General features: G+C 71.8%; 11 protein-coding genes. All 11 read left to right on the forward strand.

Annotated elements, in window-relative coordinates; all coding sequences use genetic code 11:
• The first annotated feature begins 120 nt into the window (after positions 1 to 120).
• The 11 genes from ACFYZZ_RS34960 to ACFYZZ_RS35010 all read left to right on the forward strand — a co-directional run bounded on the left by ACFYZZ_RS34960 (position 121) and on the right by ACFYZZ_RS35010 (position 14040).
• The gene (locus tag ACFYZZ_RS34960; RefSeq protein WP_389185049.1) at positions 121 to 1998 is read left to right on the forward strand and encodes an ABC transporter ATP-binding protein; all 1878 of its coding nucleotides are present in this window, start codon (positions 121 to 123) and stop codon (positions 1996 to 1998) included.
• Between the two features lie 188 nt (positions 1999 to 2186).
• Complete coding sequence (locus ACFYZZ_RS34965; protein WP_389184827.1) at positions 2187 to 3545, forward strand: lectin; 1359 nt, start codon at positions 2187 to 2189, stop codon at positions 3543 to 3545.
• Positions 3546 to 3567: 22 nt separating this feature from the next.
• Complete coding sequence (locus ACFYZZ_RS34970; RefSeq protein ID WP_389184830.1) at positions 3568 to 5760, forward strand: RICIN domain-containing protein; 2193 nt, start codon at positions 3568 to 3570, stop codon at positions 5758 to 5760.
• A gap of 85 nt (positions 5761 to 5845) precedes the next feature.
• A complete protein-coding gene (locus ACFYZZ_RS34975) occupies positions 5846 to 8242 on the forward strand; it encodes a glycoside hydrolase family 65 protein (RefSeq protein ID WP_389184833.1) in 2397 nt (798 codons plus the stop codon).
• Positions 8243 to 8287: 45 nt separating this feature from the next.
• Positions 8288 to 9055: a LytR/AlgR family response regulator transcription factor gene (locus ACFYZZ_RS34980; RefSeq protein WP_389184835.1), complete on the forward strand. Its 768-nt coding sequence runs from the start codon at positions 8288 to 8290 to the stop codon at positions 9053 to 9055.
• Positions 9056 to 9168: 113 nt separating this feature from the next.
• The gene (locus tag ACFYZZ_RS34985) at positions 9169 to 9519 is read left to right on the forward strand and encodes a hypothetical protein (RefSeq protein ID WP_389184838.1); all 351 of its coding nucleotides are present in this window, start codon (positions 9169 to 9171) and stop codon (positions 9517 to 9519) included.
• Positions 9516 to 11261, forward strand: coding sequence for a cation acetate symporter (locus tag ACFYZZ_RS34990; protein WP_389184841.1), 1746 nt, complete (start codon positions 9516 to 9518; stop codon positions 11259 to 11261). Before ACFYZZ_RS34985 ends, ACFYZZ_RS34990 begins: the two co-directional genes overlap by 4 nt.
• On the forward strand, positions 11258 to 11395 hold the full coding sequence (locus tag ACFYZZ_RS34995) for a hypothetical protein (RefSeq protein WP_389184844.1): 138 nt from the start codon (positions 11258 to 11260) through the stop codon (positions 11393 to 11395). The genes ACFYZZ_RS34990 and ACFYZZ_RS34995 overlap by 4 nt, the downstream gene beginning before the upstream one ends.
• Positions 11392 to 12615: a sensor histidine kinase gene (locus ACFYZZ_RS35000; protein ID WP_389184847.1), complete on the forward strand. Its 1224-nt coding sequence runs from the start codon at positions 11392 to 11394 to the stop codon at positions 12613 to 12615. The genes ACFYZZ_RS34995 and ACFYZZ_RS35000 overlap by 4 nt, the downstream gene beginning before the upstream one ends.
• 54 nt (positions 12616 to 12669) lie before the next feature.
• Positions 12670 to 13239 carry a DUF6817 domain-containing protein gene (locus ACFYZZ_RS35005; RefSeq protein WP_389184850.1) on the forward strand — a complete coding sequence of 190 codons (570 nt, stop codon included), beginning with the start codon at positions 12670 to 12672 and terminating at the stop codon, positions 13237 to 13239.
• 42 nt (positions 13240 to 13281) lie between these two features.
• Positions 13282 to 14040 (forward strand): IclR family transcriptional regulator, encoded by a 759-nt coding sequence (locus ACFYZZ_RS35010; protein WP_389184853.1) that lies wholly within the window; start codon positions 13282 to 13284, stop codon positions 14038 to 14040.
• The last annotated feature ends 78 nt before the right edge of the window (positions 14041 to 14118 follow it).

The following is a 14118-nucleotide window of genomic DNA, read 5'->3' on the forward strand; positions in this document are numbered from 1 at the left end:
GGGCAGCGGATGAGAGGGGAGGGTCATCGTGGCCTTCGGGTGCGAGGACGCGGATGGGGAAGAAATGGCGCGCACCTTGACCTCAACGAAGCTTGAGGTCCTACGTTCTCTCCTATGAGCATGGAGACCACCGCCTGGACGCAGCTGCACAGCGTGATGACCGCGCAGCAGGAACGCCGCCCCTTCGCCCGCGCCACACTGCGCCGTATCGCCGCCTTCGCCCGCCCGCACCGCGCGGGCATCGTCCGCTTCGTACTGCTCGGGGTGGTGACCGCACTGCTCGCCGTCGCCACGCCCGTGCTCGCCGGCAGCGTCGTCGACACGATCGTGGCGGGTCACGACTCCGGGAAGGTCGTCCGGCTCTCGCTGCTCATCGCGCTCGTCGCCCTCGCGGAGGCGGGGCTCGGCATCCTCGGTCGGCGCCTGTCGGCGACGCTCGGGGAGGGACTCATCCTCGACCTGCGCACGGCCGTGTTCGATCATGTGCAGCGCATGCCTGTCGCGTTCTTCACACGTACCCGTACGGGCGCGCTGGTCAGCCGTCTCAACAACGACGTGATCGGCGCCCAGCGGGCGTTCGCCAACACCCTGTCGGGCGTGGTGACCAACCTGGTGACCCTGGTGCTCACCCTCGCCGTCATGCTCACCCTGTCCTGGCAGATCACCCTGCTCGCGCTGGTGCTGCTGCCGGTGTTCGTGCTGCCGGCCCGCCGCATGGGCAGCCGGATGGCCCGGATGCAGCGGGAGGCGGCGGCGCTGAACGCGGCCATGGGCACCCGGATGACCGAGCGCTTCTCCGCGCCCGGCGCCACCCTGGTCAAGCTGTTCGGCCGCCCGGAGGAGGAGTCGGCCGAGTTCGCGGACCGGGCCCGCCGGGTGCGCGACATCGGGGTGCGCACGGCGACCGCCCAGTCGGTGTTCATCACCGCCCTCACCCTCGTCTCCGCCCTCGCCCTGGCCCTCGTCTACGGCCTCGGCGGCTGGTTCACGCTGCGCGGCACCCTGGAGGCGGGCGCGGTCGTCTCCCTCGCCCTGCTGCTGACCCGGCTCTACGCCCCGCTCACCGCGCTCGCCGGAGCCCGCGTGGAGGTGATGAGCGCGCTGGTCAGCTTCGAGCGGGTCTTCGAGGTGCTCGACCTGAAGCCGCTCATCGAGGAGAAGCCGGACGCCGTCGAGGTGCCCGAGGGCCCGGTCGCGGTCGAGTTCGAGGACGTCACCTTCTCCTACCCGTCCGCCGACCAGGTCTCCCTCGCCTCCCTCGAGGAGGTCGCCGCACTCGACACCCGCGGCGGCGCCGAGGTCCTGCACGGCATCTCCTTCCGCGCCGAACCCGGCCGGACCGTCGCCCTCGTCGGCTCCTCCGGCGCCGGCAAGTCCACCATCGCCCAGCTGCTGCCGCGCCTGTACGACGTCGACGCCGGGGCCGTGCGCATCGGCGGGACCGACGTCCGGGACCTGACCGCCGCCTCCCTGCGGGCCACCCTCGGCATGGTCACCCAGGACGGCCACCTCTTCCACGACACCGTCCGCGCCAACCTGCTGCTCGCCCGCCCGACCGCCACGGACGAGGAGCTGTGGGACGCCCTCGGCCGCGCCCGCCTGGCCGAGGTCGTACAGTCCCTGCCCGACGGTCTGGACACGGTCGTCGGCGAACGCGGCTACCGGCTCTCCGGCGGTGAGCGCCAGCGCATGACCATCGCCCGGCTGCTGCTGGCCCGCCAGCGCGTGGTCATCCTCGACGAGGCCACCGCCCACCTGGACAACACCTCCGAGGCGGCCGTGCAGGAGGCGCTCACCGAGGCCCTGGAGGGCCGCACCGCCGTGGTGATCGCCCACCGTCTGTCCACCGTCCGGGCCGCCGACGAGATCCTGGTCGTCGAGGCCGGCCGGATCGTGGAGCGGGGCACGCACGACGAACTCCTCGCGGTGGGCGGCCGGTACGCGGAGCTGCACCGCACGCAGTTCGCCCAGAAGGACGACGAGGTGACCGCGGTCTGAGCCGGAAGCGGGGGGTGGGCTGCTTCCCGGCTGCCGCCCACCCCTTGCTGCCCGCCCCCTTGACTCCAGTGGTCCGGACCTTTAACTTCACGCCTTAAACAAAGACTCCGGATGCACTCAACACCCAGTCCTCACACCTGTGTTGGGCATGCCCGGGGCACCCCCCACGCGAAAGGCCGCCCCCGCACATGGCCAGACCACTCCCCGCAGCCGTCTCGCTCGCCGCCCTGTCCCTCGCCACCGGCCTGCTCACCGCCGCGCCGGCCCAGGCCGCCACCGGCACCATCACCGGTCTCGCCGGAAAGTGCCTCGACGTCGCCGGGGCAAGTTCCGCCGACGGCACGGCCGTTCAGCTCTACGACTGCAACGGCACCGCCGCCCAGCAGTGGACGGTCGGCAGCGACGGCACCGTCCGCGCCCTGGGCAAGTGCCTCGACGTCACCGGGAACTCCACCGCCGACGGCGCCAAGGTCCAGTTGTGGTCCTGTACCGGCGGCGCGAACCAGAAGTGGACCGTCACCGCCGCCCACGACATCGTCAACCCGCAGGCCGACAAGTGCCTGGACGTCACCGACAACTCCGCGGCCAACGGCGCCCGCGCCCAGATCTGGAGCTGCAGCGGCGGCGCCAACCAGAAGTGGAACGCGCCCGCGGCAGACGGCGGCACCGCCCCGTCCGCGCCCATGGCCGTGGCGCCGTACCTCTACAACGGCTGGGGCAGCCCGCCGAACCCGAGCACGATCACCCAGGCCACCGGCGTGAAGTGGTTCACGCTCGCCTTCGTGCTCAGCAACGGCTACTGCAACCCCCAGTGGGACGGCAGCCGCCCGCTGACCGGCGGAGTCGACCAGCAGACCGTCAACACCGTGCGGGCGAACGGCGGTGACATCATCCCGTCCTTCGGCGGCTACAGCGGCAACAAGCTGGAGAGCTCCTGCTCCAGCGCGGGCGAACTCGCCGACGCCTACCAGAAGGTGATCAGCGCCTACGGCCTGAAGGCGATCGACATCGACATCGAGGCCGACGCCTACAGCAACCCCACCGTGCAGCAGCGCACCGTGGACGCGCTCAGGACCGTGAAGGCCGACAACCCCGGTCTGAAGGTGTACATCACCATCGGCACCGGGCAGAGCGGCCCCGACACCAGCCTTATCAACCGGGCCGCCTCCTCCCGGCTGACCGTGGACGCCTGGGCGATCATGCCGTTCGACTTCGGCGGCGCCGGACAGAACATGGGCAACCTATCCACGCAGGCCGCCGAAGGCCTGAAGAACGCGCTGAAGAACGCCTACCACTACAGCGACGACCAGGCCTACCGGGACATGGGCATCTCGTCCATGAACGGCATCACCGACAACAACGAGACCGTCACGGTGAGCGACTTCCGCACCATCCTGGCCTACGCCCAGCAGCACCACGTCGCCCGCCTCACCTTCTGGTCCGCCAACCGCGACCGCCCGTGCACCGGTGGCCCCGCCGACAGCTGCTCCGGCGTCTCCCAGTCCGCCTGGGACTACACCCGCGTCTTCGCCGGCTACACCGGCTGACCCCCACACGCCAGGAGAACCCGTGCTTCCTTTCACCCGCCGTCGCAGAACGACGGCCGGCGCGCTGGTCGCCGTGGCCGCCGCGTCCCTGCTCACCGCGGCACCCGCGCGCGCCGCGACCTCCGCGGCCGCCGCCCTGCCCACCGGTCTCGCCACCGTGGTGAACGCCGCGAGCGGCAAGTGCCTGGACGCCAAGGCGGCCGGCACCGCCAACGGCACCGTCGTGCAGCAGTACACCTGCAACGGCACCACCGCACAGCAGTGGAGCTTCACCGCGACCGGCGACGGCTACGTCCGTATCGGCAACGGCAACAACACGGGCCAGGTCGTGGACGTCGCCGACGTCTCCACCGCCGACAACGCCCAGGTCCACCTGTGGAGTTACGGCGGCGGCGCCAACCAGCAGTGGCTGCCGGTGGACGACGGCGGCGGCGCCTTCCACCTCGTCAACCGGGGCAGCGGCAAGTGCCTGGACGATCCGGGCGCCTCGCTCGCGGACAGCGTGCAGTTCGTGCAGTACACGTGCAACGGCACCGCCGCCCAGCGCTTCCAGGTGGTCCCGGTGACCCAGTCCGCCGGCAACCCCGACCTCGGCCCGAACGTCGTCGTCTTCGACCCGTCGATGTCGTCCTCGGCCATCCAGGGCAAGCTCGACACCATCTTCAAGCAGCAGGAGACCAACCAGTTCGGCTCCCAGCGCTACGCCGTGCTGTTCAAGCCCGGCGCCTACAGCGCGGACGTCAACGTCGGCTTCTACACCCAGGTGCTGGGCCTCGGCCTCACCCCCGACGCCGTCTCCGTCAACGGCGCGGTGCACGCGGAGGCGGACTGGTTCCAGGGCAACGCCACACAGAACTTCTGGCGTGGCGCCGAGAACCTGTCGGTCAACCCCACGGGCGGCAGCGACCGTTGGGCAGTCTCGCAGGCGGCGCCGTACCGGCGCATGCACCTGCGGGGCAACCTGACCCTGGACGACGGCGGCTGGTCCAGCGGCGGCTACCTCGCCGACAGCAAGGTCGACGGACAGGTCGATTCCGGCAGCCAGCAGCAGTGGCTGACCCGCAACTCCCAGCTGGGCAGCTGGACCGGCTCCAACTGGAACATGGTCTTCGCCGGCAGCCAGGGCGTACCGTCCGCCAGCTTCCCCAAGCCCCCGTACACGACGGTCGCGCAGAGCCCGGTCACCCGGGAGAAGCCGTTCCTGTACGTCGACGGCAACGGCGCCTACCAGGTGTTCGTGCCGGCGGTGCGGTCCCACTCCACCGCGACCAGTTGGGCCGGCTCCGGCCCGGCGGGCAGCTCGCTGTCCCTGGACACCTTCTACGTGGTCAAGCCGGGCGCGACCGCCTCCCAGATCAACTCCGCGCTCGCCGCGGGCAAGAACCTCCTCGTCACCCCGGGCGTCTACCACCTGGACCAGACCCTGAAGGTGACCCGCCCCGACACCGTCGTCCTGGGCCTCGGCCTCGCCACCTTCGTCCCGGACAACGGCATCACCGCGATGACCGTCGCCGACGTCGACGGCGTGAAGATCGCAGGCCTGCTCTTCGACGCCGGCACCACCAGCTCGAAGACCCTGCTCGAGGTCGGGCCGACCGGCTCCACCGCCTCCCACGCGGCCGACCCGACCTCCGTGCACGACGTCTACGTCCGCGTCGGCGGCGCGGGCGTCGGCAAGGCCGCCACCAGCATCGTCGTCAACAGCGACAACGTCATCGGCGACCACATGTGGATCTGGCGCGCCGACCACGGCAGCGGCGTCGGCTGGACCAGCAACACCGCCGACACCGGGCTCGTGGTCAACGGCGACGACGTGACCATGTACGGGCTGTTCGTCGAGCACTTCCAGAAGTACCAGGTGCTCTGGAACGGCAACGGCGGCCGCACCTACTTCTTCCAGAACGAGATGCCCTACGACCCGCCGAACCAGGCGGCCTGGATGAACGGCTCCATCCAGGGCTACGCCGCCTACAAAGTCGCCGACTCCGTCACCAGCCACCAGGCCTACGGCCTCGGCAGCTACTGCTACTTCAACGTCAACCCCTCCGTCACCGCCGCGCACGCCATCGAGGCACCGAACACCTCCGGCGTCCGCTTCACCAGCATGGTGACCGTCTCACTCGGCGGCACCGGCACCATCAGCCACGTCGTCAACAACACAGGAGGACCCTCCAACTCGGCCACCAACGTGGCGAACCTCGTCAGCTACCCCTGACCGGCGCGACGGGCGGGGACACGAGGTCCTCGCCCGTCGTACCCCCTCCGCAGGCCGATCTCCCCACATCGAGGCAGACTGGACCATGGAGGACGGAAGGACCGCTTCGGTGACCGGTCTGCTGTGGGAGTACGAAGGCTACGACCCCGCGGAGGAACGCCTGCGGGAGTCCCTGTGCACCCTGGGCAACGGCTACTTCGCCACCCGCGGGGCGCTGCCCGAGTGCGCCGCGGACGCTGTGCATTACCCCGGTACCTACGCGGCCGGCTGCTACAACCGGCTCACCTCCGAGATCGCCGGGCGCCGGGTCACCAACGAGGACATGGTCAACCTGCCCAACTGGCTGCCCCTCCGCTTCCGCCTCGCCGGGCATGACTGGCTCACCCCCGACACCGCCACGGTCACCGAGCACCAGCAGATCCTCCACCTGGACCCCGGTGTACTGGAGCGCCGTACCCGCTTCCGGCTCGGCGCCGACGGCATGCTGCTCGTACGGCAGCTCCGTCTCGTCCACATGGCCGACCCGCACCTCGCCGCCCTGCGCACCGATCTCACCGTCGAGGGCCGCACCGTCGAGCTGGACGTCGAGGCCGCGCTCGACGGGAGCGTCACCAACTCCGGAGTGGCCCGCTACCGGGACCTGGACGGCCGTCACCTCACCCGCATCGAGGCGGGCAGCGCCACGCCCGGCACGGTGTGGCTGCGCTGCCACACCCGAACCTCGGACACCGCCATCGGGCTCGCCTCACGGCTGGCCGCCGACGCGCCGATGTGGGACGCGCACGAGGAGCAGCGGGCCGTACAGAACCTGCGGCTCTCCCTGGAAGCCGGCCGTACTGTCACCGTCGACAAGATCGTCGCCCTGCACACCTCCCACGACCCGGCCATCAGCGACCCGCTGCGCGCGGCTCTCGACCGGGTCGCCGACGCGCCCGGCTTCGACGAGCTGCTCACCTCGCACCTCACCGCCTGGGAGCAGCTGTGGCGGCGGGCCGAACTCGACGTACCCGGAGATCCCGGCCGCATCCTGCGCCTGCACCTCTTCCACGTCCTGCAGACCCTCTCCCCGCACACGGCCGACCTCGACGTCGGCGTGCCCGCACGCGGACTGCACGGCGAGGCGTACCGGGGACACGTCTTCTGGGACGAGCTGTTCGTCCTGCCCTACCTCAACCTCCACCTGCCCGAGGTCTCCCGCGCCCTGCTCCACTACCGCCACCGCCGCCTGGACGCTGCCCGGCACGCGGCCCGCGAGGCCGGCCTGCGCGGCGCTCTGTACCCGTGGCAGAGCGGCAGCGACGGCCGCGAGGAGACCCAGGAGCTGCACCTCAACCCCCGCTCGGGGCGCTGGCTGCCCGACTACTCCCGGCTGCAGCGGCATGTCGGCTCGGCCGTGGCGTACAACGTGTGGCAGTACTGCGAGGCCAGCGGCGACATGGACTTCCTGCACACCGAGGGCGCCGAGACGCTCCTCGAGATCGCCCGCTTCTGGGCCGACTCGGCCACCTACGACGAACACCTCGGCCGGCACCGCATCCGGGGCGTGGTCGGCCCCGACGAGTACCACGACGCCTATCCCGGCGCACCCGAACCCGGCCTGGACGACAACGCGTACACCAACGTCACCGCCGCCTGGGTCCTCATCCGCACCCTGGACCTGCTGCGCTCCCTGCCCGAGCCGCGCCGCCGCGAACTCGTCGAGAGCACCGGCCTGGAGGAGGGCGAACTCGCCCGCTGGGAGGAGGTCTCCCGCACCCTTCACGTGCCCTTCCACGAGGGCGTGGTCAGCCAGTTCGACGGCTACGGCAACCTCGCCGAACTGGACTGGCACGGCTACCGCGAACGGTACGGCGACATCCGGCGCCTGGACCGGATCCTGGAGGCGGAGGGCGACACCGTCAACCGCTACAAGGCGTCCAAACAGGCCGACGTCCTGATGCTCGGCTACCTGTTCCCACCGGCCGAACTCCACTCCCTCTTCGCCTGGTTGGGCCACCGCCTCGACGAGGACACCTGGACCGCCACGGTCGATTACTACCTGCACCGCACCACGCACGGCTCCACCCTCAGCGGACTGGTCCACGGCTGGATCCTGGCCCGCGCCCGCCGCGCCGACGCCTGGTCCTTCGTCCAGGAGGCGCTGCGCGGGGACATCGCCGACGTCCAGGGCGGCACCACCGGCGAGGGCATCCACCTCGGTGCCATGGCCGGCACCCTCGGCCTCGTCCAGCGCTGCCTCACCGGCCTGGAGACCCGCGACAGCGAACTCTGGCTCGACCCCGTCCCGCTCCCGGAACTCTCCTCGTACGGCTTCTCGTTGCGCTACCAGGGCCACTGGGGCGTACGGCTGCGGCTGCGGCACGGCCAGCTGGAGGCCGCCATGCCGAAGGCCTCGGGGCCCACGCCCATCGACATCCGGCTGCCGGACCGCGTGGTGCGCGTCGGTCCGGGGGAGCGGGTGCGCATGCGGCTGCCGGACTGACAGTCTGGGTGTTCGCAGGGAAGCGGAGACGAGGAGATGCGGGAGATGCTGCGCGCACTCGCGGTGGACGACGAGGAACCCGCCCTGGAGGAGCTGCTGTACCTGCTGGGCGGCGACCCGCGGATCGGCACCGTCCTGGCCGCCCCGGACGCCACCGAGGCCCTGCGCCTGCTCGAACGGGCCAGGGAGGCCGGGCCGGACGGCGCCGAGGCCATCGACGTCGTCTTCCTCGACATCAACATGCCCGGCCTCAGCGGCCTCGACCTGGCGGACCTGCTCGGCGGCTTCGCCGCACCGCCGCTGATCGTCTTCGTCACCGCCCACGAGGACTTCGCGCTCAGGGCGTTCGACCTCAAGGCCGTGGACTATCTCCTCAAGCCCCTGCGCAAGGAGCGCTTCGCGGAGGCCGTACGGCGCGTCGCCGAGCTGACCCGGGCCGTGCAGGGCCCTGCCCACGCGTTCGGCGACCAGGTGCCCGTGGAACTGGGCGGGGTGACACGCTTCGTCCCCATCGCCGACATCACCTACGTCGAGGCACAGGGCGACTACGCACGCCTGCACACCCCGCACGGCAGCCACCTTCTGCGGATCCCGCTGTCCGCGCTGGAGGAACAGTGGCGCTCGCGCGGCTTCGTCCGCATCCATCGCAGCCGCCTGGTCGCCCTCGGCCGCATCGAGGAACTGCGCCTGGACGGCGGCAACCTGACCGTCCGCGTGGGCGACCGGATCCTCGCCGTGAGCCGCCGCAACGCCCGGGAACTGCGGGACCTGCTGGCGCGGCAGGCCCAGGGAGCCGTGGGCAGGCCGCGATGACCGCGGACGGCTGTGGCGAGCGTGTGCGAACCTCGTCCGGCGTCTACCTCACCGATGACGCGCTGCGTACACTCGCCGCAACAAGGTGATCACCGCGGTGTCGGGGAGTCGTCATGGGTGCGGAGTCCGTCCCTCGCAGGGAAGTGGTCACCGGACGGCCCAGCACCGACCGCACCGGCCGAACCAGGCTGCCCCGGCCCCGCCCCGCAACCGCCCGGGCCGACGACGACTCGGCCGTAAGGTCGTTGATGCGCCGTCAGATCCGGGCAGCGCTGACCGCCACCCTCCTGCTCGCGGCCTCGCTGGGCCTGCTCCCCGTACTGCTGCGGATGCTTCCGCCCGCCGACACCTGGCCGAGCATCTGGCTCGTCCTGGGCGTGGCGCCGTATCCCGCCCTGCTGTGCACCGGCGCCTGGTACGTCCACCGTGCCGAGGGCAACGAGGGTGACGTGACCGCGCGTTGAACCGGACGTACGCAATAGCCGGCGTGACGGCCGTGGTCCTGGCCACGGTGCTCGTCGGCGCGCTGGGTCTGCGGATCTCCCGGACCACCTCGGACTTCTACGTCGCCTCGCGCAGCGTGCCGCCCCGGCTCAACGCGTTCGCCGTCAGCGGCGAGTACCTGTCCGCCGCCTCCTTCCTCGGCGTCACCGGACTGGTCCTCGCCCAGGGCGTCGACATGCTGTGGTTCCCGATTGGCTACACCGCCGGATTCCTGGTCCTGCTGGCCTTCGTCGCCGCCCCGCTGCGCCGCTCCGGCGCCTACATCCTGCCCGACTTCGCCGAGGCACGGCTGGAGTCCCGGGCCGTCCGCCGGATCGCGAGCGTGCTCGTCGTCGGCGTCGGCTGGCTCTATCTGCTGCCCCAACTGCGCGGCGCCGGACTGACCCTGCGGCTGCTCACCGGCGCGCCCAGCTGGTTCGGCGGCCTGGTCGTCGCCGCCGTGGTCACCGTGGCGGTGGCCGCCGGAGGCATGCGCAGCATCACCTTCGTCCAGGCGTTCCAGTACTGGCTGAAACTCACCGCCCTGCTGGTGCCCGCCGTGTTCCTGCTGCTCGCCTGGCGGGCGGACCACACCCCGGCCCCGTCCTGGGACGAACGGCCCGTCTTCCGGCGCTCCACACCGGTGCGGTTCGACAGTCCGCTGACCCTCACCGTCCACGAGCCGGTACGGATCACCGCGACCGGAACCGTCGACGGACGGGCCCTGGACGGCGGCCCGCTCACCCTCGACGCAGGCCCCCACCGGATCGGCGCCGACACCACCCTGCGCTTCCCGCCCGGCGCCCGCGTGCCCCGGCCCGACGAAGGCATTGCCCGGGCGGCCCCGTCGAGCTGGGCGAACCCGCTCTCGGCCGGCCGCGAACAGCAGGGCCTGTACGCCACCTACGGGCTGATCCTCGCCACGTTCCTCGGCACCATGGGCCTGCCGCATGTCGTCGTGCGCTTCTACACCAACCCCGACGGCCGCGCCGCCCGCCGCACCACCCTCGTCGTACTCGGCCTGCTCGGCGCCTTCTACCTGCTGATCCCGCTCTACGGCGCGCTCGGCCGCCTCTACGCGCCCGACCTGCTGCTCACCGGCGACACCGACGCGGCCGTCCTCGTGCTGCCGCAGCGGCTGATCGGCGGGGTCGGCGGCGACCTGCTCGGCGCCCTCGTCGCGGGCGGCGCCTGCGCGGCGTTCCTGTCCACCGTCTCCGGACTCACCATGTCCGTCGCCGGCGTCCTCGCCCAGGACGTGCTGCCGACCCTCGGCATCCGGCACTTCCGGCTGGCGACCCTGCCGGCGATCGCCGTACCCACCGCCGCCAACAGCGTCGTCAGCGACCTGCCCGTGGCCGACGCGGTCGGCCTGGCCTTCGCCGTGTCCGCCTCCTCGTTCTGCCCGCTGCTCCTCCTCGGCATCTGGTGGCGCGGCCTCACCCCGCCCGGCGCCGTCGCCGGACTGCTCCTCGGCGGCGGCTCGGCGCTCACCGCGGTGACGGTGACCATCGCGGGCGGCGCCCGCACCGGCCCGCTGCACACCCTGCTGGCCTGGCCCGCCGTCTGGTCGGTGCCCGCGGGGTTCGCGGCGATGGTCCTGATCTCCCTGGCCACCCGCACCCGCGTCCCGGCGAGCACCGCAGCCATGATGGCCCGGCTCCATCTGCCGGAGACGGTCGCCGGGCGGCCCGCCCTGCTCGACTCCCAGGGGCGCCCGTGAGCGCACTCTGCACCGTCTTCCTGGCCGTCCGCGTCTGCGTCCCGGCAATCGGCGCCGCCATGATGGCCCGGCTCCGTCTGCCGCAGACGCTCGCCGGGGGGCCCGCCCTGCTCGACTCCCAGGGGCGCCCGTGACCGCACTCGGCACCGTCGTTCTGGCCCTCGCCGCGCTTGCCCTGTTCGTGCTCGGTGCCGTCCTCGGTCATGCCGGCGCCCGCCGACAGCAGGAGAACCCGGCGGGTCCCGGCACCCCCGTCGAACGGGCCACCTTCCACACCCTGCACACCGCTTCGCTCGCCGCACCGCCCCTGCGCGCCGGCCTCACCCCGGACACCGCCCGCAAGGCGGCCCGGCGACTGCGCCCCCTGCTCGGCACGGTCGCCCTCGCCCTCACCGACGAGGAGGCCGTGCTGGCCTGGGACGGCGTCGGCGACCACCACCGCGACGAGGCCGAGGCACACCTCGCCCAGGCCCTGCGCACCGGCCGCACCCAGACCTTCGCGCTGTCCTGCGACGACGACACCTGCCCCGTCCGCCGGGGGGTCGTGGCACCGCTCAGCGTCGACGGCCGGGCTCCCGGCACGCTCGCCGCGTTCGGCGACCAGGAGTCCGCCGTGATCGTGCGGGCCGTCGAGGAAGTGGCCCGCTGGGTCTCCGTCCAGCTCGAACTCGTCGACCTGGACCGGGCCCGCTCCGGCGTGATCGAGGCCGAGATCCGGGCCCTGCGCGCCCAGATCTCCCCGCACTTCATCTACAACTCCCTGGCGAGCATCGCCTCGTTCGTCCGTACCGACCCCGAGCGGGCCCGTGAACTCCTCCTGGAATTCGCCGACTTCACCCGCTACTCCTTCCGTCGGGGCGGCGACTTCACCACCCTCGCGGAGGAGTTGCGCTCCATCGAGCAGTACCTCGAACTCGCCCGCGCCCGCTTCGGCAGACGCCTGGAGGTGACCCTGCGGATCGCCCCCGAGGTGCTGCCGGTCACCCTGCCCTTCCTCTGCCTGCAACCCCTCGTCGAGAACGCGCTCAAACACGGTCTGGAGGACTCCGTCGAGCGCAGCCGCATCACGATCATCGCGGAGGACGAGGGCACCGAGGCCCGGGTCGTCATCGAGGACAACGGCGTCGGCATGGACCCGCAGCGCCTGCGCGAGATCCTGCGCGGCAGGGGTGACCCGTCCGCCGGCATCGGCCTGAGCAATGTGGACATGCGACTGCGCCAGGTGTACGGCGACGCGCACGGCCTGGTCATCGAGACCGGCGTCGGGGCCGGCACGAAGATCACCGTACGCGTCCCGAAGTTCCGCTCCGGCGTCCGTCCGGCCCCACCCGACGACATGACCGCGACAAGCTGACCGACGACATGACCGCTACGGCATGAACGCGACGACCTGAGAGAGAAAGAGCGCATGGACACGAACACCGAGCCCGCCTTCCCCGCCGCCGACCGGGCCGTGGCCCTGCTGCGCGACCTGGGAGCGGAAGGCATGGCGCACCCCGGCGGCACCCTGCTCGCGCACCTGAGGCGCGTCCAGGACCGGCTCGCCCTGTGGCAGGCCCGCCCCGCCCTCCAGCTCGCCGGGCTGTGCCACGCGTTCTACGGCACCGACGGCTTTCCCACCGGACTGCTGCCCGTGGACCGCCGTACGGACCTCGCGGCGGTGATCGGCGCCGAGGCCGAGGAGATCGTCTACGTGTACGCCTCCTGCGACCGCAAGGCCACCTACCCGGACCTCGCCCGGCCCGACGCCCCCGTCCACGACCGCTTCACCGGCCTCTCCCGGGTTCCCGAGCCGCAGCTGCGCCGGGACTTCGCCGAACTGTCGGCCGCGAACGAACTCGACCTCGCCCGCATCGACCCCGCCTTCCGCGACCGGTGGGGCCCCGACCTCCTCGCCCTCTTCACCCGGCTCCAGGACCTGCTCAGCGCCGACGCCGGGCGCGACTGCCGCACGGTCCTGGCCGCGCCCGCCCTGTGATTCCTGCTTGCCTGTGCCGGGTGCCCGACGCAGGCTGTTCGTATGGGTGCTCAGGACGGCCCGACGCTCATCACGTCCGTGCAGCGAGCCTTCCGGCTGCTGGAGGCGGTGAGCGCGCACGAGAACGGCGCGCCGGCGAAACAGCTGGCACGTGAGACCGGGCTGCCCCTGGCCACCGCCTATCACCTCCTGCGCACCCTGGTCCACGACGGATACCTGCGCAAACTCGACGACGGTGTCTTCGTGCTGGGCGAGAAGCTGACGTTGCTGCACTCGGCGGGCAACACACAGGCCCTGCTCACCCGCGTCCGCCCGACGCTCGCCGCGCTGCGGGACGAGCTGGCCTGCGCCGCCTACCTCACGTTCTACGAGGACGGCGAGATCAGGGTCGCCGAGATCGTCGACGGCCCCCGCGCGCCCAGGGCGGAGCTGTGGGTGGGGTTCGAGGACGCCGCACACGCCACCGCGCTGGGCAAGTCCGTGCTGCGGGAACTGGACGGGGACAGCCGCCAGGAATACCTGTCCCGGCACCGCCTCCCCGATCTCACGCCGCGGACCATCACCAGCCGTCCGGAACTGCTGCGCAGGCTCGACACCTCCCCCCTGGCACCGGCCGTCACGGACCTCGAGGAGTACGCACTCGGCACGGTGTGCGTCGCCGTGCCCGTCTACTGCGGGGACACGCTCGGCTCGCTCGGTGTCTCCCTGCCGGTGGAGCGGCACGCGCAGCTCCAGGAGATCCGGTCCCGGCTGATCCCGATCGCGAGCCGTGTGACCAGGGGCCTCTCGCTCACTATCTGAAAATCCACGCCTTGTGGCTGCCCACGCTCAGCCCGTTTCCTGGACTGACCGGACATTCCGGGATGTGTACCCCGTAAA

This window comes from Streptomyces sp. NPDC001816, assembly GCF_042892235.1.
GTDB lineage: Bacteria > Actinomycetota > Actinomycetes > Streptomycetales > Streptomycetaceae > Streptomyces.